Below are 23,566 nucleotides of genomic sequence, written 5' to 3' on the forward strand. Positions count from 1 at the left end.
CAATTACAGATGAGAAGTATTGTCGTCCGGGTGACGAAATGATGTCTGACCCCTGATGCGATTCTCCTCTGCTTAAAGCGCTGCATATTGCAGACCACCTCCAGGGAAGCCCTGAGTGACAGACCGTCATGCAGGGCGTATTTGCTTCAGAAACTGCCAGTTACAGACACCAAAAGAAAAATGATAAACAAAGACTCACGATATCCGGCCCGGCACCCCGCTCTGGTCGTGGCGATCTGCAGCAGCATTATGCTGCCACAGGTCAATGCAGCAACCGACAGCGCCCCGGATATGACCGTGACCGCGGATGCCAGTTCAGAGGGAAATTACAGCGCCACTCAGAGTAGCGTCGCCAGTAAAATGCCGACCGCGCGGATCGATGAGGCGCAGTCGGTCAGCGTGGTCACGCAGCAGCAACTGGACGATTACCAGGCAAGCTCACTGGCGGATGCGATGCGCTTTGTCAGCGGTGTGACCGAAGCGAACACGCTGGCTGGCACCGAAGATGGCTTTGTACGACGCGGATTTGGCAGCAACGCCGATGGCTCCATCTACCGGGATGGCATCCGCAGCAGTCAGGGATTGAATTTCGATGCCACGACCGAGCGGGTTGAGGTGCTAAAAGGCTCCTCCTCGCTGCTGTATGGCATTCAGAATCCGGGCGGCATTATCAATGTAGTCAGCAAAAAGCCGCAATACAGCTGGCACTCCAGCGTCAGCGGACGTTACGCCAGTGAAGGTGGCGGTGCGGGCACCCTGGATGTCACCGGTCCGCTGGGCAACGGCTTCGCCTTCCGCCTGATCGCCGAAAAGCAAAATCAGGATTACTGGCGCAACTTTGGCAGTGAAGAGCACACACTGCTGGCACCCTCTCTGCAATGGTATGGCGAGCAGGCAAGTTTTCTGATCAGCTATGCCGACTACCGCTATGACATTCCCTACGATCGCGGCACGGCCTTCATTGACGGCAAGCCAATCGACATCGGTTATAAAGATCGGCTGGATGACAAAGCCAATCACGCCTGGGGCCATAACAAAACCCTGAATGCCCACTATGACTGGCAGTTTAATGATGAGTGGCGCACCCGGTTAACCCTGGGCTGGAACCAGCGGCGCTATGACAACAATGAAGTGCGCGTGACGGCGGTGAACGCCAGCAGCGGCGTGGTCACACGTCGCGCCGATGCCAATCGCGGGTTTAACCACAAAACCAAATATCTGAGCTGGGATCTGCTGGGTAATCCCGAAATTCTGGGTATGCAGCACGCGCTGGTGGTGGGCACCGACTATGAGATGAACCAGACTTATCGCGCCCATCAGTATCAGGGCAAGGTCAACCGCCAGTTCAACTATTACACGCCTGAATATGACCTGCTGTCACCGGTCACGGACGCCAGCACGGAAAATAGCGCAGCAGCCAATAACCTGAACCGCATTCATAGCCGATCGCTCTACGCCAAAGACAGTATTTCTGTGTCACCCGACTGGATTGTGGTGCTGGGCGGTCGTTATCAGCATTATGAACAGCGCGCCTCGCGCGGCTTTAATCCGCAGGTGGAAACCCTGAATGATGAGGGTAATAAGTTTCTGCCGCAGGCGGGGGTGATCTACAAATTCACACCTGATCTCTCTTTCTACACCAGCGTCAGTAAGTCGTTCACCCCGTCAACCGACGTGGATGATGATGGCAATGTCGGCAAACCGGAACAGGGCACCAGCTGGGAAGTTGGCAGTAAATGGCAACTCTCGCCGAAACTGTTCGCCACCGTCGCGCTCTATCGGATAGACGAAAAAGCGATGTCGCTGAATATTAATGGCAGCACGCGGGCCATTGATAAAGCCCGATCGACCGGCGCTGAGTTTGAGCTGAACGGCGAAATTTCACCCGGCTGGGATTTGAGTGCGAACTACAGCTATGATCAGGCAGAGATCGTAAATGACCGGGTTAATCCGGATAACAATGGTAATCGGCTGCAGAATGCGCCGCGCCATGCCGGTGCGCTCTATCTCAGTCATGAGATGCAGATCAGCAGCCTGCCCGGCTCGTTCCGGCTCGGCGGAGGCGCACGCTATGTCGGCAGCCGTGCGGGCGATCCCGATAACAGTTTCACCCTGCCCGACTATGTGGTGGCAGACAGTTTTGTGGCATGGAACAACCGCCTGTTCGGTGAAAAAACGCAGCTGCGTCTGAACATCAATAACCTGTTTAACCAGCACTATTACAGTTCAAGCGGCGGCAACCTGCGCGTCCGTGAAGGTGAAACCCGCAATCTGATGGTACAGGCCCGTGTTGAATTTTAAATCGCTGCGCTGTGCGTTATTAATGCTGAGCGTGATACTGGTCAGCGCTGGCGCACACGCCCGCACGCTGACCGACATCACCGGCCGTAAGGTAGAGATACCCGACCATCCGCAGCGTATTGTGCTGGGTGAAAGCCGGATGCTCTACAGCGTCGCGCTGCTGACACCCGGCAATCCGCTGCAGCATATCGCTGGCTGGCCACAGGATCTGAAAAAGTATGATCCCCAGACCTGGCAGATTTTTGCCAGTAAGTTTCCGCAGATGGAGGAAATTCCGGTACTGGGTCTGGATGGCGTCAATGACATGAATCCCGAACAGGTGATCGCACTGAAACCGGACCTGGTGATCCTGCCGCAGCTGGCGCGCGGCAGTGAAAGCGGAGCAGTGCTGGAGAAGATGCTCAGCGCGGCGCATATCCCGGTGGTGAAGATCGATCTGCGGGTTGAGCTGCTGAAAAATACCGAGCGCAGCATGACCCTGCTGGGCGAGGTGCTGAATCAGCCCCAGCGGGCTGCTGACTTCAATCGCTTTTACCGCAGCCACATGCAGCGCATTGAGAGCCGACTGGCGGGCTATCACGGTGCTAAACCTAAAGTTCTTTTGCAGCTGCATCTCGGGCGGCGCAGTGAATGCTGCGTGACGTCGGTGAATGGCAACCTGGGTGAGCTGCTGCGCTTTGCCGGGGGCGACAACATTGCCAGTCAGCAGATCAAAGGCGTGTTCGGACGGCTGAGTGAGGAGAGTGTGATTGCGGCACAGCCCGACTTTTACTTCGCCACCGGCACCGGCAGCGCCGATGAAGCGGGAGCCTTAAAACTCGGCCCCGCCGTCACAACAGCGCAGACCCGGCAGAGCCTGCTGGCGCTGACCGGTCAGCAGAATGCGCTGAAGCAGCTGACGGCATTGCGGGACGGTCATGCCGGGGCAATCTGGCACAACTTTTACCTCAGTCCGTGGCACGTGGTAGCGACAGAATTCTTCGCCACCACGCTCTATCCGCAACTGTTCCGCGATGTCGATCCTGAACAGACATTGCGGCAGCTGTTCCATGATTTCCTGCCGATCCCCTATTCGGGCAGCTACCTCTACCGGCTCGCACCGGAGGCGACGTCGGACTCAGGCGGCTGACAGCCCGCGATTTTTCACCCGGACGATATCGGCCATCACCGACAGCGCAATCTCCGCCGGGGTTTTGCTGCCGATAGGCAGGCCGATGGGCGCATGGATGCGGTCCAGTTCGGCACGATCCATGCCGGCGATCTGTTGTAGTCGCGCCCGTCGTTTCTCGCTATTTTTCGCCGAGCCCATGATGCCGATATAGAACGCGGGTGTCGCGATCGCCTCCATCATCGTCAGGTCATCAATGCGGGGATCGTGGGTCAGTGCCACAATCGCCACCGCTGCATGCGCGCCGTTCAGCTCCAGCCAGCGCGCCGGATGCTGTGACACCAGCGTCACGTTGTCCGCAGCGCTGAAGTGGCTCTCCAGCTCCGTCAGCATCTCCGGTCGGTGCTCACAGACCCGCACGTGAAATCCCAGCATCTGCCCGAGCCGGATGCACTCATATGCCACAGTCGAGTAGCCCGCGATCAGCAGTTCCGGTATCGCACCAACCGGCAGTAACATCTGCTGTTCACTGGCATCCAGCGCAGGCAACACCCTGTCAGGGGCGAGCACTTCCCACTGCGCACGTTCGCCGGGTCGTATCATTTTCACCATCGGCTGCTGTCCGCTCAGCGCGCGCTGCATGGCCGTCAGCAGCGCCAGCGTGGCATCATCGGGCGGCAGAAACTCAATGACGATCTCCAGGCTGCCGCCGCACGGCAGGCTGACGTCAGGACGCATTCCGCCTTCACCGTACCGCACCCGCTGACTGCTGGCGCGATAGGCTCCTGCCGCCAGTTGCGCCAGAAAGTCCTCTTCAATGCAGCCGCCCGACAGCGATCCGCAGTAAGCACCCGTTTCGTTGACCGTCATCAGGGTGCCAGGCGCGCGCGGCGAAGATCCATAGGTGCGCAGCACCGTGCAGAGCCAGACCTGCTGACCCGCCAGGCAGCTGCTCAGTGCCGCATTAATCACACGTTGATCCAGCGTAATCATGAAAATTCCTTTATTAACTGCAGATCAGCAGGGAGATCGATATCACACAAACAGCCGCGATCCTGAAGCGGCAGCCGGACGGCGAGTGACTTCACCGCCGCCTGCGGCCCGGCATCGCCCTGTAGCGTGCTCAGCATCGGATAGCAGGGGTGCTGAAAGCCCACCGGATGGCCCGGCCTGCCGTCAATCCACGGCCTGACGATCGGCGCGTCCGCCAGCGCGGCGCTGACGGCGCGGTAACTTTCAGGCGTGACAAACGGCATATCGCCCAGCGCAATCAGCCAGCCGTCATAGTCACGGCTGGCTTTGACACCTGCGGCGATTGATTCGCCCAGCCCGCCGCTGTCACACAGCACCAGGGTAGCCTGCGAGCAGAGCGCCTTAAGCGCAGCGGCGTCCGGGCGCGTGACCACAAACAGGTCAAGACCACTGGCAGCGGCCTGCTCCAGCGTGCGTTGCAGCACCGGTTTGCCATTCAGATCGGCCAGCAGCTTATGCTCACCCGCCTGCTGGCGAAAACGGCGACTCAGCCCGGCGGCCAGCACAATCAACGCTATCTTCACTCTTTCTCTCCGCTAAGCGTGAAAAACGGGCGCAGGTTTCAGCCCGCGCCCGCATATCCTCACATCGACCTGCTGGCAGCAGGTCAGGAACAGGCTCAGATAATCTTATCGAGAGTAATAGGTAAGTCGCGCACCCGCTTACCGGTGGCATGGAACACCGCATTACTGATCGCTGCCGCCACGCCCACGATACCCAGCTCACCCACGGCTTTACCGCCCATGGTGGTCGCCTCAAAATCGGGCTCGCCAACGTTGATGGTGGTAATGCTCGGGATGTCACCGTTAACCGGCACCAGATAGTCCGCCAGGTTGTTGTTGATCACCCGACCATTGCGTGGATCGACGATGCCCTCTTCCATCAGCGCCTGACCGACGCCCATGATCATGCCGCCAATCCACTGGCTGCGCGCCAGTTTAGGGTTGTAGAGACGACCGCTGTCGAGCGCCGCCACCATCCGTTTGACCCGGATAGTGCCGAAATCTTCATCGACCCGCACTTCCACAAACTGCGCGCTCCAGCTGTGGGCCGAGAATTTTTCAGGGCGGCTCATGTCATTAAGGTTGCGCACCATCTTGTCGCGCTCGCTCTGTGACAGATCGTCCGGGAAAGTGCCGCCTTTCACCGTCAGACTCTCCGCCGGTGCCAGGCTTGCCAGCCGGGCAAATGAGACCGCCAGACCGCTGCGCAGATTATGCTGAACCCCGTCGCCTTTCAGCGTGAGCTGAGATGCCGGAGTGCCATTCAGTGGCGACTGTGGCAGCTCGCTGGCGAGTTTCAGCAGCTGGTCGCGCATTCGTCTGGCGGTATCGTTCACCGCCGCGGTCACGTTGCCCGCCAGCTGCGATCCACCTGCGACACCGGCACGCGGCAGCTCAGTATCACCCAGCTGAACCTCAATGGTGGTGGAGGCGACGCCAAGAATGTCGGCAGCGGTCTGCGCCAGGATGGTATAGGTCCCGGTGCCGATATCCGCACCGGCGCACTGCACCACAAATTTACCCTGTGGGGTCAGGATGATTTTTGCCTCAGCAGGCAGTTTGTTGACCGGATAGGTGCCAGAGGCCATGCCCCAGCCAATCAATTCACGCCCTTCGCGCATCGACCGCGGCGTCATAATGCGCTTATCCCAGCCAAAGGCCTCAGCCCCTTTCTGATAGGCTTCTTTCAGGCGACGCGAACTCCACGGCAGATCGAGCTGATAATCTTTGTCCGCCCAGTTGCGCATACGCAGTTCCAGGGGATCGATATTCAGGGCATAGGCCATCTCGTCCATCGCCACTTCCAAGCCAAAGGCGCTGGGGTTTTCACCTGGCGCCCGCATCCAGCCTGGCGTCACGGTATTGATCGGCCTGACCTGATGCTGGGCGGAGACGTTGCCCACCGCATACATGCGGGCGGTGACTTTGCTGCAGTTCTCAGCAAATACATCGATTAATGAGGTTTCACTGAAGCTGCGCTGGATAATCGCCTGGATTTTGCCGTCACGCGAGGCACCCAGTTCCAGCTGCTGCGAGGTGGCGGGACGTCCGCCCAGACCAGTAAAGGTCTGCGGTCGGGTCAGCGACACTTTGATAGGACGCTTCAGCGCTCGTGATGCCACACTGGCCAGTGCGACGTGGGTGTAAGGCACCGGCTTGGACCCAAATCCCCCGCCGACATAGGGCGAAATAATCCGCACATCTTCAACGTCAATGCCCATCCACTCGGCGATTTCCACCTGCGCGCCTGCCACCCACTGACTCGGCTCCCAGACGGTCATGCGTCCATCCTGCCACTCAGCGACACAGGCGTGCGGTTCCATCGGCATGTTGTATTCGCGCGGCGTGGTATAGCGCTGGCTCAGACGCACCTCGGCCTGCTGCATCGCCGCCTGTGCATCGCCCATATCGATATCCTGTTTCGATACCGGTTTCGGTTCGACATCCTCATCGGTGGCAAAAATCAGTGCAGGCGAGGTTTCATAGTCGATCTCCACCAGCGAGGCGGCATAAGTTGCCTGCTCAAACGTCTCTGCCACCACCAGACCGATGTTCTGGCCGTTGTGAATAATCACATCGTCCTGAATCGGGGTATAGGTTGACTGCGCCGCGCCGCCGTCTGCAATCGCGGTAGGTTTGTTGATCTTCAGGCTATTCAGATGGGTATAAACCGCCACCACTCCCGAGGCCTGCTGCGCCTTTTCCGTAGACATCCGGCTGATACGGCCGCTGGCAACAGTAGACTGGATCACCACGCCATAGAGCGGATTTCCCGGCTGATGTTCTACCGCATACCGCGCCTCACCGGTGACTTTTACTTTGCCGTCACCCCGCGAGCGCCCGGCGCCCAGTCCCTCAATCGGATCGGTGGTTTCTGGTTCCGCCGTGGCAGTATCACTGGCACTGGCGCTTTGCATACTCAGACCCAGGCTGCCCGCCGCTGAGATCGCCGCCGTCGCCTTCAGTAACTCCCGACGTGCTTTGTCATTTACGTCACTCATGCGGTTTCTCCTGCTGCCATCAGCGCACGTGCAATCACACGCGGCGCCAGTTTTACTTTATAGGCGTTGTGGGTCAGCGCCTGCGTCTCCTGAGTAATCCGTTCTGCCGCCTGGAAGACCGTCTCTTCATTAAACGGCTGGCCCTCCAGCGCTTGCTCCACCGATCTGACCCGCCAGGGTTTGGTGGCGACGCCGCCCAGCGCAATATGCACCTGACGCATCACGCCGTTCTCCAGGGTAAAGCCTGCGGCCGCGCTGGCTGCAGCAAACTCATAAGAGCTGCGGTCACGGACTTTAAGGTAGTGTGAGTGTCGCAGTGACTCGGTTTGCGGCACTTCAATGGCCACAATAATTTCGTCATCGCGCAGATCGTGCTCACGATCAGGTGTCTCACCCGGCAGCAGGAAGAAATCATCAATCGCGATGCGGCGGGTTTCGCCCTGCTGATTCTGCAGGACCACGATGGCGTCAAACGCCACCAGCGCCACCGCCAGATCGCCGGGATAGACCGCGATGCAGCTGTCGCTGGCGCCCAGGATGGCATGATTGCTGTTAACGCCATCCAGTGCGGCGCAGCCGGAACCCGGATTGCGTTTGTTGCAGGCGGAAAAGGTCGCCGGATCGCGGTAATAGGCGCAACGGGTACGCTGGCGTAAATTACCGCCCAGCGTGGCCATGTTACGAATCTGCGGTGACGCGGCCTGCCACAGGCTGCCGTAGATGGCTGGCGCGTTCTGCTGGCAGGCGGGATGATCTGCCAGGCTGCTCATGGTGACCAGCGCGCCGGCCGTGATCTTATCGTCGTCAAACTGCAGGTTTTTAAGCCCGGTCAATCCAGTGATGCCGATGAGCTGCGGCGGCGTGAAGACCCCACACTTCATCAGATCGAGCTGTGTGGTGCCACCTGCCAGAAACTGGCTGCCAGATTGCTGTTTCAGGGCTGCGGCTTCATCAGGCGACTGCGCGACTTTCCAGCTGAATTCATTCATGCGGACTCCTTCGCCATCTCTGCTGCGGCCTGTTTAATCGCATCCACAATGTGCGGATATGCTCCACAGCGGCAAAGGTTGCCGCTCATATACTCACGGATCTCATCTTCTGAACCCGCATGGCCCTCTTTGATGCAGGCGACGGCGGACATAATCTGACCCGGAGTACAGTAGCCGCACTGGAAGGCGTCATTCTCCATAAAGCAGCGCTGCACCGGGTGCAGCTCACCTTCGGTGGAAGCCAGACCTTCAATGCTGGTCACTTCGGCGCCATCCGCCTGAGCCGCCAGCGTCAGGCAGCTCAGCACCCGCTGGCCATTAATCAGTACCGTGCAGGCACCGCACTGCCCCTGATCGCACCCTTTTTTGGTGCCGGTCAGGTTAAGATGCTCACGCAGCGCATCGAGCAGGGTGACACGGGGATCGACCTGCATCTGCTGCGACTGACCATTAACCTGCATTGTTAGCGATATTTTTTCCGACATTGTCTGCTTCCCATTGTTGGGGGCCAAAAGATGTAATTTTTTATAGGTTTATTTCTGACGGGGTTCGAATCGGGGGAAAATCGTGATAACCCTAATCTTTACGCGCGTATCTCTGCTTTAAGGTTTAGCAGCTTTTTGGCAATTTTGCGGGGAAGCCGGGAAAAGTAAGTGTTATCTGAATGGCGGAGCGAGGTTGAATCGGGATAAATATGTGTTCATACAACGCTCATCTAAATGATTTTATTAATTTTATTGAAAAAAGCTTTTATAGCCGTCGTTCATAGGGTTTATCTGTCCGCCTCATTAATCCTGCCGCGAAATGTGTAACCCTGAAAGGCAATTTCGGGTCTGATAGCAGGTCGGGTAGCGAAGCCGTAGTTAACGTCGATAAATCGGCCTGTCCCGACCGGGATAACCGATCAAACAGGTCAGAGGGCCTATGCTGAAAGAAAATTTTAACGATCTAATCTATCTGGTGGTGGTAGCAGAAGAGCGCAGCTTCACCCGGGCAGCGGCGAAGCTGGGTGTGTCGCAGTCGGCACTGAGCCACGCGATTCGCGCTCTGGAAGAGCGTCTTAGCGTCCGGTTGCTGACGCGCACTACTCGCAGCGTTGCCCCGACAGAAGCCGGTGAACGGCTGATCACTACCCTCGCCCCGCTGTTCAGCGAGATTGAGTCTGAACTGGTCAATGTCACTGACAGTCAGGGTAAAATCTCCGGCAACATTCGTATCACCGCAGGCGAACATGCGCTCACCTCTACACTCTGGCCGCTGCTCAGGCCCTTTCTTCAGCAATACCCCGATGTCCATGTTGAAGTGTCGGTGGATAACAGTCTGACCGATATTGTCAGCGGCCGTTTCGATGCAGGCGTGCGACTGGGTGAGCAGGTCGAAAAGGATATGGTGGCGGTACGCATCGGGCCGGACTGGAATATGTGCGTGGTGGCAGCCAGCAGCTATTTTGATCAGCACGGCAGACCTGAGACGCCCTATGATTTACAGCATCATAACTGCATCAACCTGCGGCTGCCGACGCTGGGTGGCCTCTATAACTGGGAGTTTATGCGTGATGGCAAGGAGATCAGGGTCAAAACGCAGGGTCAGTTAATTTTTAATCATCTCGCGTCGCGCATTGATGCCGCACTGAGCGGGATGGGGATCTGCTATGTGCCGCAGGATAGCGTTGCGGAACACCTTAAAAGTGGCCGTCTGGTTCAGGTTTTGGCTGACTGGTGTGAGCCTTTTCCGGGTTATTATCTTTACTATCCCAGCCGCAGACAGCACACCAGCGCCTTTACACGTTTGATTGATGCGGTGCGCTATCGCGGTTGAGAGACAGCCGCGATAGCCAGTCAGCTGGCATTAAGCCGCTGACGTTCAAGCTGTCGCGTTTTGCGGCCTGAAATCACCATCGCCACGATAAACACCAGTGCAAACAGCACCACGATCGTGGGTGCTGGCGCGCTGTCGATAAAGAACGAGAGATAGACCCCACTCAGCGACACCAGCACCGACACCACGACCGCCACCAGCAGCGCATGTGAAAAGCGGCGGGTAAGCAGAATTGCGATAGCACCGGGTGCAATCAGCAGGGAAATCGACAGGATAATTCCTACTGCTTTCAGCGTCGCCACAATGGTCAGCGAGACCATGCAGAGCAGCCCATAATGCAGCCAGCGTGCGGGTAAGCCAGAGACCTGCGCCTGCTGCGGATCAAAACTGAACAGCATAAAATCACGCCATTTCACCGCAATGACCCCAACGATCACCGCTGCGATAAGGGAGGTCTGAATTATGTCAGCGCCCGTAATGCCCAGCATGTCACCAAACAGAATGTGATCAAGATGCACCTCCGGTTTCACGGCGATATAGAGGATCAATCCCACCGCGAACATGCCGGAAAAGACGATTCCCAGCACCGTATCCTGCTTGATGCGACTGTTGTCCTGCAGAAATCCACTGGCAACGGCACAGAACAGACCGGCGACAAACGCGCCCACCGCCAGCGGCAGCCCGGCCATCCAGGCGAGGACGATGCCGGGGAATACCGCATGGCTCATGGCATCGCCCATCAGCGCCCAGCCTTTCAGCACCAGAAAGACCGACAGCAGCGCACAGGGGATCGCCACCACCAGCGCAATCAGCAACGCACTGTTCATAAAAGCGAACGGGAAAGGTTCAAAGATCCACATCAACCAGGCTCCTTTTCGGGACGATGGCGGCCACGACGCCGGTTAGCCAGCAAGCCATGTTTGGGCGCAAAGACAAACGCCAGCAGGAACAACAACGTCTGCGCCACCACGATGATGCCGCCCGTTGCGCCATCCAGGTAGTAACTCGCCCACGCACCGAGAAAACTGGTGATACTGCCAATCGCTACGGCAATCATCAGCAGACGCGGGAAGCGGTCGGTGAGCATCCAGGCCGTCGCGCCTGGCGTCACCACCAGACAGATCACCAGAAATGCACCGACGGTTTGCAGCGCCGCCACGGTTGAGACTGCCAGCAGGGTAAAGAAGAGGACTTTCAGTCGTTCAGGACGCAGTCCGATGGCGCGCGCGTGATTCTCATCAAAGAAGGTGACCATCAGATCCTTCCACTTAAACAGCAGAATGATGATCGACAGCCCGCCAATCAGCGCCAGCTGGAGTATATCCGCGGGCGCAATCGCCAGAATATTGCCGAGCACAATGGTCTGAATGTTTACCGCGGTCGGATTGAGCGACACCATAAACAGACCCAGACCAAAGAAGGAGGAGAAGATCAGGCCGATGATTGCATCTTCTTTTAAGCGGGTGCGCTGATTGAGTAACAGCATACTGCCCGCCGCCAGCCCACCTGAGAGAAACGCGCCCAGCGCAAAGGGCAGTCCCAGCATGTAAGCACCCGCTACGCCCGGCACGATGGAGTGCGACAGCGCATCGCCAATCAGCGACCAGCCTTTGAGCATCAGATAGCAGGAGAGAAACGCACACAGGCCGCCGACCATGGCGGAGACCCACATCGCGTTGAGCATGTAGTGATAACCAAAAGGCTCCAGTAACAGTTCCATGGTCAGTTTCCGTCTTCAGGTGCCGTACGTGGCGCAATAAAAGGCCGCTCATCGTCGGTGATAATCTGATCGTCCAGCCCTTTCACCATCACATGACGCAGCACCCCACTGAATGCACGCTCAAGGTTGGCGGCGGTAAAGGTGGTGCGCGTCGGGCCGCTGGCCAGAATGGTGCCTTTGACTATCACGGTGTAATCGCAGAACTCCGTGACCGATCCCAGATTATGCGTTGAGACCAGCATGGTCTTGCCTTCATCGCGCAGCTCACCCAGCAGGCTGATGATTCTGGCCTCAGTCTGAACGTCCACGCCGGTAAACGGCTCATCCAGCAGGATAACGCTGCCCTGCTGGGCAATGGCGCGCGCCAGAAATACCCTTTTTTTCTGTCCGCCGGAGAGTTCACCGATTTGACGATGCCGGTAATCCAGCATATCGACCCGCGCCAGCGCATCACTGACAATTTGCTGGTCGTGCGGTTTCGGTCGACGCAGCAGGCCCATATGACCATAGCGACCCATCATTACCACATCTTCCACCAGCACCGGAAAAGACCAGTCCACCTCCTCCGACTGCGGCACATACGCGACCAGACTCTGACGCAGTGCTTCACGAGTTGGCATGCCGAGCACTGAGATGCTGCCGCTGGCGAGCCGGACAAAGCCCATCAGCGCTTTGAACAAGGTTGACTTGCCTGAGCCATTGACGCCCACCAGCGCCGCAATCGATCCGCCCGGCACGCTGAAGCTGGCATCATGCAACGCGGTGTGACCGTTGCGATAGGTCACGGTAACATCGGAAACCACGATGGTGTCTGTCATTGCGCTTTCTCTCCCGCTTTGATGCCCTGTGCCAGCGTCTCCGTGGTGACTCTGAGCAAATCCAGATAGGTCGGCACCGGTCCCTGAGCGTTGCTTAATGAGTCGACGTAAAGCACCCCACCGTAATGCGCACCCGTTTCCCGCGCGACCTGGCGGGCTGGCTTATCCGACACGGTGCTTTCACTGAACACCGCCGGAATCGCATTTTTCTTCACCTGGTCGATCACTTTTTTCACCTGTTGCGGCGTGCCTTGCTGATCAGCATTTACAGGCCACAGGTAGAGTTCTTTCATACCCAGGTCGCGAGCCAGATAGGAGAATGCGCCTTCGCTGGTCACCATCCAGCGTTTATCCTCCGGGATGTCGGCAATCTGCTGGCGAAGCGGATCCAGCGCTGCGGTGATTTTTTGTTTATAGGCGGCGGCGTTCTGACGATAGGTTTCCGCATGCGCCGGGTCATATTTCACCAGCGCATCACGGATATTATCGACATAGATCAGCGCATTGTCCGGAGACATCCAGGCGTGCGGATTCGGTTTACCGTTATAAGGCCCCTCGCCAATACCGATCGGTTTTACCCCGGCAGAGACAATCACTTCCGGCACCCCATCCAGATGCTGATAAAAACGCTCAAACCAGCGTTCGAGATTAAGCCCGTTCGCCATGATTAACTGCGCACCCTGCGCACGTTTGATATCGCCGGGCGTCGGCTGATATTCGTGTATTTCAGCACCCGGTTTGGTAATGGAAGTGACTTCGGCCGCATCGCCCGCCACGTTTTTTGCCATGTCAGCGATGACCGTAAACGTCGTCACTACCTTAAATTTTTCTGCTGCATAGCTGCTGGTCGCCATCAGGGTTGTCAGTAGCGCACTCAGTAGCATCATGGTTATTTTTCTTTTCGGGACCATAGGGCGATCTCCAGAGGTGATTAAAAACAGAACATAATTAGCATAGGCTATTTTTTATAGCACAGGCTATACCTTTGTAACAGCGAAGGGTTGTGAAGTTTCTTCAGCGTCCGGGCCCGAATGTGAATTTTTGTAAGCTAGGTGTTTTACTTATTGATATGTAGAAAGTTAATTTCATTGATGGAAAGTTTATGGAAAGCGTGATGTATAGCTATAACCGGGTTTTACGCCTTTCTCATCTGTGGTTGAGTAAACCGCAAAAGCGATAACAGGATTACAAAAAGGCCATCCTGGCTGTGCAATTGACCGAAAAGCGCTCTGACACCTGGCGGTACCCACATGACACGCATAGCAGACCGACAATTAAAATAATCTTATTGATAGGCTGAATTGATTAAGCTTCGTAAATTTTTTTGCTACAGTTAATGTTACTTACCGCAATCACCCAGGAGGATAATTTGTATTTTTCCAGCGACGAAAAAGCGAATGTCATCATTGGCGAAGCCGCAATGAACCTGTTTAATGCCGGTCAGGAAGTGAATGTTGAACTGCTGATTAATGAACTAAGGGTCATGGCTGACTCTGAAGTTAATGAGACTCGCCTTGAGCAGATGCAGCATGCGCTTCAATGGCTGATGGGGTTCAAAACCATCGGTTCCCGCAGCACCGCCCCGGCGAACTGGCTTGCCAAAACCATTGGCAAAGAGCCCGCTGCTCCCGTCTCTGCTGATGACATCTTCTTTAAACACTAACCCAGGTGTGCCGTTCCTCTCCGGCCTTAATATTCAGGTCGGAGCGTCGGTGGGGTGTTAATGATACAAGAATCTGGTACAATTTTTACCTCGCTACAAACTCCTCGTAACACCCTGTTTTAAAAGCCTTAGCACTTTTTGCACAAAAAAATTAATCCCAAAAATCCAAAATTCTGTACAAGTTTTGCAAAGATGTATAACTTGCGCATCAAGAGTGCATACATTTAAACCACCTGAGGACAACAACATGCGTCAGAACGGACAAGCCCCGGAAACGATCAGCGATATTGCCCGTTACTTCAATCAGGCCAGCTCACCGTCGCAACAGGAGACGCTGGGTTCGGTTGTGGTGGAAATTCTGCGCGCAGGTCATAGCCTTAGTCGGAAAACGATTTGCAGTAAACTGCTGAGTCGCCTTGAACTGGCTGCCACGCCAGAAGAAGAGAGTCATCTGCATGAACTCATTGCGATGCTGTTTCGTCGCGAAGATTAATGCCCTCTCACGGTCGTGCATGTTAATCAGGACGTCTGTTTCAGCCATCACCCAGGAAGATCTATCCTAGCAACAAAGCCCAGTTCTGCTTCCCGTATCGGGTGCACTAAGTCGCACCCGCTGACGCATACGGACCCGCAGCATGGCCATTGATTCGCAATCAGAGAAGCCAGTATGTACAGAAGTGAAGATGAGAAACTGACAGATGTCATGATCGGCGAAGCCGTTCTGACATTACTCAAGTCAGACAAACCGGTATCCAGCAATGCCTTAATCGCACAGCTCGAACTGATGGCTGCTGATGCTGACGACGACGTGAAAGTGTCAGTGATTCGCAAAGCCATCACTGAAGTCCGTAATGGTATGGTTGCCGCGCGCAAACGCGTGCAGGGCGACGGTGCCGAACGTGATAACACGGCTCATCGTATGAACAGTGATGGCCCGCCTGAGGGTTCGAAAAAGCACTGATTGAGCGTACTGCGTACCTGATACATGCGGCTAATTTTAAGCGAAGCGGCAGACCTGAACAGAATTTTAAGGCGGGCTGGGCAAAACGAAAACTGCGCCTACACTCGTTTTTGACTTCAACCATTGCATCTGACCCATTTTCCTCAGAGAAAGAAAAATCATGCAGCATTCATCATCAGATTCTTCAATCATTGACTACTTCCGTAGCGCAGGCGATCAGCTTGCTCCGGAAACTGAACTGCTGGGCGCAGTGATTCGTGACATTGTTGCTGATCAGGGACGTGTAACCAATAAAGCGATCATCCTCTATCTGATCGCGGAACTGGAATGTACTTCAGATGTTGTCAGGCTGGATGTGTTACGCAAAACGCTGGAAATCGTGGTTGGCCGCACGCCAGACGATACCGGTATCTGATACGCCATCCTGCGTTACCTCTGGTAACGCAGGATACTCTTCCCCCTCGCCCGCTTTTGTTTCCATCCCTCACTTTTGCTGTATACCCGATATGCCACACAGAAATTATCCGATATAAAAATTCTTTTGCAGGTTAATGATGTGGCAGGGATTTGATCCCGACGATATTGCTTTTTGCAATCATGCCAGAAGATGATCATTCAGGTTTAATAATACCTGCCAATGAAACGACGCACTTCTTTACCTGAAATTCGCTACCCATAATGAATAATCAACAGAAGGATCTGACTGACATTTTTAATTTTGTCATCAACCGTCACGCTGAATAAAAAAGAAACGACCGACTCACAGTAAAATCCCTTTTAAAGGCTGCGAGCAATATGCAAAGCCTCTTATGCTCGCCGATGTCAAAGGTAGCAGGGACGCTATCATGACACAGGCCGGGACAACGCCCGGCATCAGGCCTGGCAACCTTAATGCATCTTACGAGTGAAAAAGCTTATCGCTTCCTGACACAATGCTTTCAGCCTGCTGTCACGCGTCTCTTCGCTCAGGCGAAACAGCGCGTCCGTAATGTCGTGAAAATGAACCGGCTCTCCCGCCTTGATCAAATCACTGACTACCGCACCAACCAGCGCACGGATTTCATTATCGTTGTCGTACTTCACACGACCTCCCGATGGTGTATGCATATACAGTCTATCATTAGCGGGAGCCAAAAAACAAAAAAGCCGTCAAGCGGGAAATATAAGCGAAGCGGCAAAAAGGTTATTAACTATACAACCTCAGAATATTATCTTGCTTTATTTTCACCCCATGCAGCCCTGAAGCTATAAATAGCCAAAACGTGGTAGCAACCGCTGTAATCTATTTATGCCCATGTATATTGAGAGTTGGATAGTTATATATCGCGGAAACAGACTTTTGGCTGAATGTGTTATAAACACTTTTACGACTCACTGTTTGTTGCGATAACCTGCGCGGCAGCTTTCCCGGCCTGATATGTGCTGACCAGCCTTTCACAAATGATCATCTGACAATGGCCAGCAGTATGATAAAACTATCGTCATCCTCTGGTGTCACGAGCAGCACATGGCTAAATTTACCCTTAAACAGATTGCTGCCCAGTCGGGACTCAGTCTGGCGACCATCGACCGGGCACTGCATCAGCGCGGCAACGTGCATGCCACGACCCAGCACCGAATCCAGCAGGCGATAGCGGACCTGGAACTGATGCAAAAAGCGGGACTCGCCAGGGGAAGAACGATCTATTTCGACGTCATCATGCATACACCTGACCGCTTTCAACCACTGATACGTGAGGCGTTCAGCAGTCAGATTGCCAGTTTTACTGCCTTTAAACTTCAGCTGCGTTTCCACTTCGGCGCGAATTTGACTGCGGAGGCGATTAACGCGCTGCTGAATAAAAAAGCGTTGCATAGTCACGGCGTCATTCTTAAGGCAGCCTGTTCTGGTGAACTTCATCCCACCCTTGAATCACTGCTGAAACAACGCGTTCCGGTGGTCACCATGATGAGCGACCTGCCCGGCAGCGCGCGCCTGCGCTATATCGGCATGGATAATTTTGATGCCGGTAAAGTGGCGGCTTTTCTGATGTCAAAATGGCTGCGGGTGAGTCGTTCGCATATTGTGGCTGTGACCGGCAGTCAAGATTTCATTGGCGAACAGGAGAGGATTCAGGGGTTTCAGCGAGCAATGCAGGAGTTTGCGCCCCAGCATCAGGTGAGCGTGGTGGCAGGCGGTTATGGCATTGACGCCCGGATGCAGCAGTCGGTGACACAGTTTTTGCAGAGACATCCGGATGCAGATGCGGTCTACACAGTCGGTGGCGGTAATCCCGGCATACTGCGCGCTTTTGCCGAACAAAAGCGGACGGTTAACGCTTTTATTGGTCACGATCTCGATCGTGAGAATCGTGCACTGCTGCAGGCCGGTAAAATTGATGCATTAATCGAGCATAATTTACAGCTTGATGCGCTGCACGCTTTCAGAACGCTGCTGGCGTTTCATGGATTTTTGCCCGCCTCAGAACCGCCCGCGCCCTACTCTAAAATTAACATCATCACCCGTTACAACATGACAGCCTGAAAACTGTCAGGCAATTAATGAGCCCGGCTCATAACCGTTTGCCGACTGAGCGGGCTAATCACGCTCCGGCTTGCCGGTTACACTGTGCATGACACGTTAACAACAGGAGTGAGTAATGAAAATTATCGCCAACGGATCGCTGCCTTCGCGTAAGGGACCTGCTGAATATTTTACCGGCACGGTTCGGATTGATGCGCCATTCCAGGCAACCGAACCCGCCCGCGTGGGTGGCGCAACGGTGACTTTTGAACCGGGTGCCCGCACCGCATGGCATACCCATCCACTCGGGCAAACCCTGATCGTCACGCATGGCCAGGGCTGGATTCAGTGTGAGGGTGAAGCCATTCAGGTGATGAACACCGGTGATATCGTCTGGATCCCGGAAAACGTGAAGCACTGGCACGGTGCAACGCCGGATAACGCCATGACGCATATTGCTATCGCTGAGTCACTGAACGGCTCGCCGGTTGACTGGCTGGAGCAGGTCAGCGATCAGCAATATCAGCGCTAAATCAGACGTGCATTCTGTCGCTAAAGTCTGACGTGCTCGATCAGCGCCCTCAGCTTGGGGGCCAGATTTTTGCGGCTGGGAAAATAGAGATAGAAGCCGGCAAAGGCGGGCAACCATGCGTCGAGCAGGGTCACCAGTTCGCCACGTGCGATGTAAGGCTGGAAGGTTTCTTCCATGCCAAAGCTGATGCCGCCCCCGGCGCAGGCGGTGCGGATCATCACCCCCATGTCGTTGGTGGTGAGTTGCGGATTGACGGCAACATCAAACTCGCGTCCCTGCTCTGCGAACTCCCAGCGATAAGGGGCCAGACCAGGCCCTCTTCGCCAGCCGATGCAGCGATGATTGACCAGATCCTGAGGATGTTGCGGCGTGCCTGCACGAGCCAGATAGGCGGGTGACGCCACCGCCACCTGACGCTGCGCGGTGGATACCGGCACCGCAATCATATCCTGAGCAATCACCTCCCCCAGCCGCACGCCTGCGTCATAGCCCTGCCCGACAATATCAAACTCCTCATCGGTGACGGTGATATCCAGCTCAACCTGCGGGTAAGCGGTAATAAAGCTCGCCAGCAGCTCTCCCCCCAACATCCGCTCAGCAATCGAGGAGATCGCCAGCCGCAGCAGGCCCCGAGGTTCCGCAGCCAGTTCGGCAATATCGGTCACGGCGCGATTGAGCTGGTTGATCGCCGGCGCCGCTTCGGCATAGAGCCGCTGTCCGGCTTCGGTCAGCTGAACCGATCGTGTGGTGCGCTGCATCAGCGTGATGTTAAGCCGGTCTTCCAGACGCCGCAGACTCTGGCTGATCGCCGGACGCGTAACACCTAATTGTTCTGCGGCCAGCCGGAAATTTCGCGTCTGCGCCACAATCACAAAAACTTCGAGAGCATTTTTATCGGCATTCATTGGTCAGATTGAGTTACCAGTGCGTAAAGCGTTCGGTGGATTATCTTTATAATCCAGTCGCCGTATGATCGCCAGTGACAACCTGACTGGAGAAACAAAATGACTCAGAAAGTGATTTTAATTACCGGCGCCTCAAGCGGCATCGGGGCAGGCATTGCACGTGAACTGGCGAAAACAGATGTCATTCTGCTGCTGGGTGCGCGGCGGGAAAGCCGCCTGGCCGCGCTGGCTGAAGAGCTGCAGTTCAATGGTGCAGAGGTGGCGATCAAAGCGCTTGATGTTACGCGCCGCGAAGAGATGACGCAGTTTGTTGAGTATGCTCTGGAGAGATGGGGCCGGGTGGATGTAATGATCAATAACGCCGGTATTATGCCCTTGTCTCCGATGGCATCGCTGCGGGTGGAAGAGTGGGAACAGATGATCGACGTAAACATCAAAGGGGTGCTGTATGGCATTGCGTCAGTGTTGCCGACCATGCTGGCCCACCAGCGCGGCCACATCATCAACGTCGCGTCGATAGGGGCGCTGGCCGTGTCGCCCACCGCAGCCGTCTACTGCGCCACTAAGTTTGCGGTGCGGGCGATTTCCGACGGATTACGGCAGGAGAATAGTCAGCTACGGGTGACCTGTGTCCATCCCGGTGTGGTTGAGAGCGAGCTGGCATCAACCATTACCGATCCGGCAGCCGCCGAGGCGATGCAGCACTATCGCGCTATCGCGTTGCAGCCGGACGCCATTGGTCGCGCCGTTCGCTATGCCATTGAACAGCCTGAAGAGGTGGATGTGAACGAAATCGTGGTGCGGCCAACCCGAACGCAGCAGTAAGCAACCCGCCCGATGCGCTGTGTGCATCGGGCGGGAGGTTTTCTGTCAGTAGAGGCTTCTGCGGGTACGCTGCACGGTGATAGCGATGGCCGTCAGTGCCACCAGCATCAGAAATATCCCCAGTCCAACCATGGCGTTAAAGCCATAGACTTTGAACAGCAGCAGACCGGCAATACAGCCGCTCAGGAATGAAAACACGGTAGTCAGATGGGTGTGCAGAACCTTCTGGAAAAAGCGACGATCGTCGGTTTCAAGATGCACGGCGTGGGACGTATGGGCAAAGATCCACGACCCCAGCGCAATACCCGCATCGGTCAGCGTGCCGGTAATGTGGGTCGATCTGACGCGGCCATTGGAGAGCTGCGTCGATGTCGCATTATGAATCCCCATTAAAAAGCCCAGCATTAACAGCACTTCCCCGTTAAAGCTTGGCCGGTAGAACACGATTTCAAAGATTGATGCCGCCGTCAGTGCCGCCCCTTCCGCCAGAATGATCAGACAGAATATGGTGCGTAACTTATGTCTGATCCCCACTACCACCGCCAGCCGGGCAACGGTGCAGCCGAGCACAAAGGCAATAATCAGTGCCATCAAAAACAGCATGGTATGGAGGTCGCTGGTGGTCACTTCCTGGGAGATTTGCGACGTGTTACCCGTCATATGCGATGGAAAAAATCCAAACGCGCCCAGCGCCATGGCATTAAGGATGCCGGCGGTGGTGGCAAGCACCAGCGCCAGCAGTCGATCTTCGGTATGCGAACGAACTTTCTTCTTTTTTATCAGCACAGGCTTCCCCACCTCAGGTGAATGCAAAACATTCTTATAAGGCTTCAAGCATACAACCTGATGGAAATTATTCCTGTCAGAACCAGATAACTCTGATGAAATAAGCCATTAATTTTGCTGATTTTTATAAAGCTGATTCAGTTTACTTTTAAAAGTGTCAACGACGCGATGATTCACCAGCAGCTGATCACCAGAGAGGCTGATGGTGAACTCAGTCAACGATAAAAAGTTGCGCGCCTGTGGACGTAAAGGAGCGATGTGGTTCAGCATTGTCCGCCACCTGATAGCTGACGCCCGGTGTCAGCACGAAACGGCGACCATCTGCCAGTTCAGTGGGCAACTCACCCGCCATACACAGCAAAATATGGCCCTTTGTGCACCAGTGATCGGCGACATAGCCTGGTGAATAGTCGACCATCCGCACCCGGATATCGTTAAACTTCACGGTTCGCCAGGTCGCCTGCCCCTGGTCGCCGGGATGAATCGTCTCTTCAATCTGATCCCACTGGGTCAGGCCAAACGGCAGATTTTCAATTTTCATGCGATTCCCTCAAGGCTAAGTGCAGGATAAACGTCAGGCCAGCGCCTGGGTAACGGCCTCTTCCGCGTGGATAAGCGTGGTATCAAACAGTGGCACGCTGGCATCCGTGGCATCCACCAGCAGTGTGATTTCGGTGCAGCCCAGAATAATGGCCTCCGCGCCCTGCGCGACCAGCTGCTGCATGATCTCCCCATAACGGCGACGCGACGCGGGATTGATCTCGCCCAGACAGAGCTCGTGGTAAATCACCTCATGCACAAAAATCCGATCCTCTCTATCCGGCGTGATTACCTCAAGACCAAACTGCTGCTGAAGTCGCCCGCGATAGAAATCCTGTTCCATGGTGAATCGCGTCGCCAGTAATCCGACCTTACGCACCCCGGCCTGCTGAATGCGCCGTCCGGTGGCGTCGGCGATATGCAGCAGCGGGATGCCCGTTGCGGCGCTGATTTGTGTTGCCACTTTATGCATGGTGTTGGTACAGAGTACGATGAACTGCGCGCCAGCCCGTTCCAGATTGCGTGCCGCTTCAGCCAGTATCTCTCCCGCCTGCTGCCACTCGCCCGCGGCCTGTAGCTGCTCAATACGCTGAAAATCGACGCTATAGAGCACCAGCTCCGCCGAGTGCAGGCCGCCCAGCCGCTGTTTAACCTGCTGATTGAGAATGCGATAATAGAGCGCGGTAGACTCCCACGACATACCGCCTAACAGACCAATCACTTTCACAATGCACTCCGGGTTCAGGGGTTTTATTCCAGCATGCCAGATCGACATTGATCGGCAACGGCTTTGTTCAGTTGATACTGTTCTGAGGTCTGAAGCGTCGGGCAATCACCATCAACAGCACCACGCCAGCGCTCATGATCAGCCAGGCCTGAGTCATTGACGTGCCGCTATCACGCACCCAGCCTGCCAGCAGCGGCATCAGAGCCGCAATCAGATATCCGCCTCCCTGCACGCGTGACAGCAGAATGCCCGCCTCTCTGGCACTGCGCGCATGATCCAGCGTGACAATCAGCGACAGCGGAAAGAGCGCACCGATGCCCGTACCCAGTAACAGTGAAGAGAGTATCGGCATCGTACCCGGGTAAAAGACCAGACTCAGCAGCCCCAGCAGCAACAGGGCCAGCACGCCGAGCAGCAGCGGACGGCGATCGGGAAAGCGATGTAACGTCGCCGAGACGATGAATCCTGCCACCACTTCGGTTAACGTCAGCGCGGCGAGCAGATAGCCACTGTGGCGAGCACTCCAGCCCAGTTGAATATAGAATGGCGGCAGCCAGGCCAGCACTAACGTATAAGCACCCGTGCCAATGCCGAAAAAGAGCATCAGCAACAGGGTACGCCGCACAGGCAGCGTCGCTGTATCAGAGGCCACGCTCACCTGCGGCGGTCGCCTGACTAAAGTCAGCCAGATCAGCAGTGTGACCAGCGTTAACCCGCCGGAAAGCGCCAGCGCGGGTTGCAGGCCCAGCCATGAAAACAGCGGGTCAGCACCGGCAGCAGTCAGTGCCGCGCCCGCCATAATGCCCGTGCTGAACAGCGCCATCAGCGTTGCCGCGGCCTCAGCAAAGCGTTGCCGGATCAGAGTGGGCATCAGCGCCTGTATCACGCCAATCCCTGCGCCCCCCGCCAGCGCGGTGAGCAGCAGCTGAGAGGGAGTAAGCGTAACCCCGCGCCACAGGCAGGCGACAGTCAGACAGAGCAAACCGGCGGCGATTCCCCTTACCGGCCCGATGTGGGCGATCAGCCACGGGCCAGAGAGTGCGGCCATGCCCATCATCGCCACCGGCAACGTGGTCAGCAGACTGAACGTCGTCGCCGACAACCCGGCCTGCAGTTGCAACACCGGGAACAGCGGGCCGATAATCGCCAGCATTGGGCGCAGGTTCAGCCCGATAAGAAAAGCGATCACGGCAAACAGAATGAGGAACAACACCTTATTTTTCATCATCGACGCCTTAACAGAGGATTGACGATGACAGCACCGGGCTGCCACCATTTATCTTAACGTTAAGATAAATTCCCCCCGGTGTTAAGAGGCTGCGCACAACCCGACA

At 55.9% G+C, this 23,566-nt stretch carries 25 protein-coding genes; 10 read left to right on the forward strand and 15 right to left on the reverse strand.

Annotation, left to right across the window (positions count from 1 at the left end; translation table 11 throughout):
• Positions 1 to 180: 180 nt before the first annotated feature.
• Both HFD95_RS08560 and HFD95_RS08565 read left to right on the forward strand, forming a co-directional pair.
• On the forward strand, positions 181 to 2,301 hold the full coding sequence (locus HFD95_RS08560) for a TonB-dependent siderophore receptor (protein ID WP_167430110.1): 2,121 nt from the start codon (positions 181 to 183) through the stop codon (positions 2,299 to 2,301).
• A 22-nt stretch (positions 2,302 to 2,323) separates the two neighbouring features.
• Entirely contained in the window at positions 2,324 to 3,430 is a 1,107-nt protein-coding gene (locus HFD95_RS08565) for an ABC transporter substrate-binding protein (RefSeq protein WP_088234225.1), read from the forward strand.
• Here the strand turns inward: HFD95_RS08565 and HFD95_RS08570 are convergent.
• The 5 genes from HFD95_RS08570 to HFD95_RS08590 form a co-directional block, all read right to left on the reverse strand.
• Positions 3,419 to 4,402, reverse strand: a complete 984-nt coding sequence (locus HFD95_RS08570) for an XdhC family protein (RefSeq protein WP_167430111.1) — start codon at positions 4,400 to 4,402, stop codon at positions 3,419 to 3,421. The genes HFD95_RS08565 and HFD95_RS08570 overlap by 12 nt on opposite strands.
• Positions 4,399 to 4,965, reverse strand: coding sequence for an NTP transferase domain-containing protein (locus HFD95_RS08575; RefSeq protein ID WP_033768802.1), 567 nt, complete (start codon positions 4,963 to 4,965; stop codon positions 4,399 to 4,401). The genes HFD95_RS08570 and HFD95_RS08575 overlap by 4 nt, the downstream gene beginning before the upstream one ends.
• A gap of 95 nt (positions 4,966 to 5,060) precedes the next feature.
• Positions 5,061 to 7,445, reverse strand: coding sequence for a xanthine dehydrogenase family protein molybdopterin-binding subunit (locus HFD95_RS08580; protein WP_167430112.1), 2,385 nt, complete (start codon positions 7,443 to 7,445; stop codon positions 5,061 to 5,063).
• Positions 7,442 to 8,434 (reverse strand): xanthine dehydrogenase family protein subunit M, encoded by a 993-nt coding sequence (locus HFD95_RS08585; protein ID WP_167430113.1) that lies wholly within the window; start codon positions 8,432 to 8,434, stop codon positions 7,442 to 7,444. Before HFD95_RS08585 ends, HFD95_RS08580 begins: the two co-directional genes overlap by 4 nt.
• Complete coding sequence (locus HFD95_RS08590; protein ID WP_022624540.1) at positions 8,431 to 8,919, reverse strand: (2Fe-2S)-binding protein; 489 nt, start codon at positions 8,917 to 8,919, stop codon at positions 8,431 to 8,433. Before HFD95_RS08590 ends, HFD95_RS08585 begins: the two co-directional genes overlap by 4 nt.
• 439 nt (positions 8,920 to 9,358) lie before the next feature.
• Between HFD95_RS08590 and HFD95_RS08595 the strand changes: the two genes are divergently transcribed.
• Positions 9,359 to 10,252 carry a LysR family transcriptional regulator gene (locus tag HFD95_RS08595; protein ID WP_010246903.1) on the forward strand — a complete coding sequence of 298 codons (894 nt, stop codon included), beginning with the start codon at positions 9,359 to 9,361 and terminating at the stop codon, positions 10,250 to 10,252.
• 20 nt (positions 10,253 to 10,272) lie between these two features.
• On the opposite strand, the gene HFD95_RS08600 is transcribed toward HFD95_RS08595, so the two are convergent.
• The 4 genes from HFD95_RS08600 to HFD95_RS08615 are packed head-to-tail and all read right to left on the reverse strand — an operon-like array spanning position 10,273 to position 13,677.
• The gene (locus HFD95_RS08600) at positions 10,273 to 11,112 is read right to left on the reverse strand and encodes a metal ABC transporter permease (RefSeq protein ID WP_167430114.1); all 840 of its coding nucleotides are present in this window, start codon (positions 11,110 to 11,112) and stop codon (positions 10,273 to 10,275) included.
• The gene (sitC, locus tag HFD95_RS08605; protein ID WP_010246899.1) at positions 11,112 to 11,972 is read right to left on the reverse strand and encodes an iron/manganese ABC transporter permease subunit SitC; all 861 of its coding nucleotides are present in this window, start codon (positions 11,970 to 11,972) and stop codon (positions 11,112 to 11,114) included. The genes HFD95_RS08600 and sitC overlap by 1 nt, the downstream gene beginning before the upstream one ends.
• A 2-nt stretch (positions 11,973 to 11,974) precedes the next feature.
• On the reverse strand, positions 11,975 to 12,790 hold the full coding sequence (locus HFD95_RS08610; protein ID WP_010246897.1) for a manganese/iron ABC transporter ATP-binding protein: 816 nt from the start codon (positions 12,788 to 12,790) through the stop codon (positions 11,975 to 11,977).
• Positions 12,787 to 13,677, reverse strand: coding sequence for a metal ABC transporter substrate-binding protein (locus HFD95_RS08615; protein WP_371815233.1), 891 nt, complete (start codon positions 13,675 to 13,677; stop codon positions 12,787 to 12,789). The genes HFD95_RS08610 and HFD95_RS08615 overlap by 4 nt, the downstream gene beginning before the upstream one ends.
• A gap of 482 nt (positions 13,678 to 14,159) precedes the next feature.
• On the opposite strand from HFD95_RS08615, the gene HFD95_RS08620 reads away from it, so the two are divergent.
• The 4 genes from HFD95_RS08620 (at position 14,160) to HFD95_RS08635 (ending at position 15,829) form a co-directional block, all read left to right on the forward strand.
• Positions 14,160 to 14,453, forward strand: a complete 294-nt coding sequence (locus HFD95_RS08620) for a hypothetical protein (protein WP_167430116.1) — start codon at positions 14,160 to 14,162, stop codon at positions 14,451 to 14,453.
• A gap of 247 nt (positions 14,454 to 14,700) precedes the next feature.
• A complete protein-coding gene (ycgZ, locus tag HFD95_RS08625; RefSeq protein ID WP_010246891.1) occupies positions 14,701 to 14,946 on the forward strand; it encodes a regulatory protein YcgZ in 246 nt (81 codons plus the stop codon).
• A 174-nt stretch (positions 14,947 to 15,120) separates the two neighbouring features.
• Positions 15,121 to 15,414 carry a hypothetical protein gene (locus tag HFD95_RS08630; RefSeq protein ID WP_010246889.1) on the forward strand — a complete coding sequence of 98 codons (294 nt, stop codon included), beginning with the start codon at positions 15,121 to 15,123 and terminating at the stop codon, positions 15,412 to 15,414.
• A gap of 160 nt (positions 15,415 to 15,574) precedes the next feature.
• A complete protein-coding gene (locus HFD95_RS08635) occupies positions 15,575 to 15,829 on the forward strand; it encodes a biofilm/acid-resistance regulator YmgB/AriR (protein WP_010246887.1) in 255 nt (84 codons plus the stop codon).
• Positions 15,830 to 16,302: 473 nt separating this feature from the next.
• Here the strand turns inward: HFD95_RS08635 and HFD95_RS08640 are convergent, their stop codons facing one another.
• Complete coding sequence (locus tag HFD95_RS08640) at positions 16,303 to 16,497, reverse strand: hypothetical protein (protein ID WP_010246886.1); 195 nt, start codon at positions 16,495 to 16,497, stop codon at positions 16,303 to 16,305.
• 424 nt (positions 16,498 to 16,921) lie between these two features.
• Here HFD95_RS08640 and HFD95_RS08645 point away from each other — a divergent pair, with 424 nt between their 5' ends.
• Positions 16,922 to 17,938: a substrate-binding domain-containing protein gene (locus HFD95_RS08645; protein ID WP_167430117.1), complete on the forward strand. Its 1,017-nt coding sequence runs from the start codon at positions 16,922 to 16,924 to the stop codon at positions 17,936 to 17,938.
• Between the two features lie 115 nt (positions 17,939 to 18,053).
• Entirely contained in the window at positions 18,054 to 18,449 is a 396-nt protein-coding gene (locus tag HFD95_RS08650) for a cupin domain-containing protein (protein WP_010246880.1), read from the forward strand.
• A gap of 20 nt (positions 18,450 to 18,469) precedes the next feature.
• Here HFD95_RS08650 and HFD95_RS08655 read toward each other — a convergent pair whose 3' ends face one another.
• A complete protein-coding gene (locus HFD95_RS08655) occupies positions 18,470 to 19,354 on the reverse strand; it encodes a LysR family transcriptional regulator (RefSeq protein WP_167430118.1) in 885 nt (294 codons plus the stop codon).
• Between the two features lie 99 nt (positions 19,355 to 19,453).
• Between HFD95_RS08655 and HFD95_RS08660 the strand changes: the two genes are divergently transcribed.
• Positions 19,454 to 20,179, forward strand: coding sequence for an SDR family oxidoreductase (locus tag HFD95_RS08660; protein WP_010246877.1), 726 nt, complete (start codon positions 19,454 to 19,456; stop codon positions 20,177 to 20,179).
• A gap of 45 nt (positions 20,180 to 20,224) precedes the next feature.
• On the opposite strand, the gene HFD95_RS08665 is transcribed toward HFD95_RS08660, so the two are convergent.
• The 4 genes from HFD95_RS08665 to HFD95_RS08680 all read right to left on the reverse strand — a co-directional run bounded on the left by HFD95_RS08665 (position 20,225) and on the right by HFD95_RS08680 (position 23,457).
• On the reverse strand, positions 20,225 to 20,965 hold the full coding sequence (locus HFD95_RS08665; protein ID WP_029519590.1) for a YoaK family protein: 741 nt from the start codon (positions 20,963 to 20,965) through the stop codon (positions 20,225 to 20,227).
• A 211-nt stretch (positions 20,966 to 21,176) separates the two neighbouring features.
• Positions 21,177 to 21,506 (reverse strand): DHCW motif cupin fold protein, encoded by a 330-nt coding sequence (locus tag HFD95_RS08670; protein WP_167430119.1) that lies wholly within the window; start codon positions 21,504 to 21,506, stop codon positions 21,177 to 21,179.
• Positions 21,507 to 21,539: 33 nt separating this feature from the next.
• Entirely contained in the window at positions 21,540 to 22,232 is a 693-nt protein-coding gene (locus tag HFD95_RS08675) for an aspartate/glutamate racemase family protein (RefSeq protein WP_060679343.1), read from the reverse strand.
• A 67-nt stretch (positions 22,233 to 22,299) separates the two neighbouring features.
• Positions 22,300 to 23,457 carry an MFS transporter gene (locus HFD95_RS08680; protein ID WP_167430120.1) on the reverse strand — a complete coding sequence of 386 codons (1,158 nt, stop codon included), beginning with the start codon at positions 23,455 to 23,457 and terminating at the stop codon, positions 22,300 to 22,302.
• Between the last annotated feature and the right edge of the window lie 109 nt (positions 23,458 to 23,566).

The organism is Pantoea sp. EKM10T (genome assembly GCF_011800685.1).
Classification (GTDB): domain Bacteria; phylum Pseudomonadota; class Gammaproteobacteria; order Enterobacterales; family Enterobacteriaceae; genus Pantoea; species Pantoea agglomerans.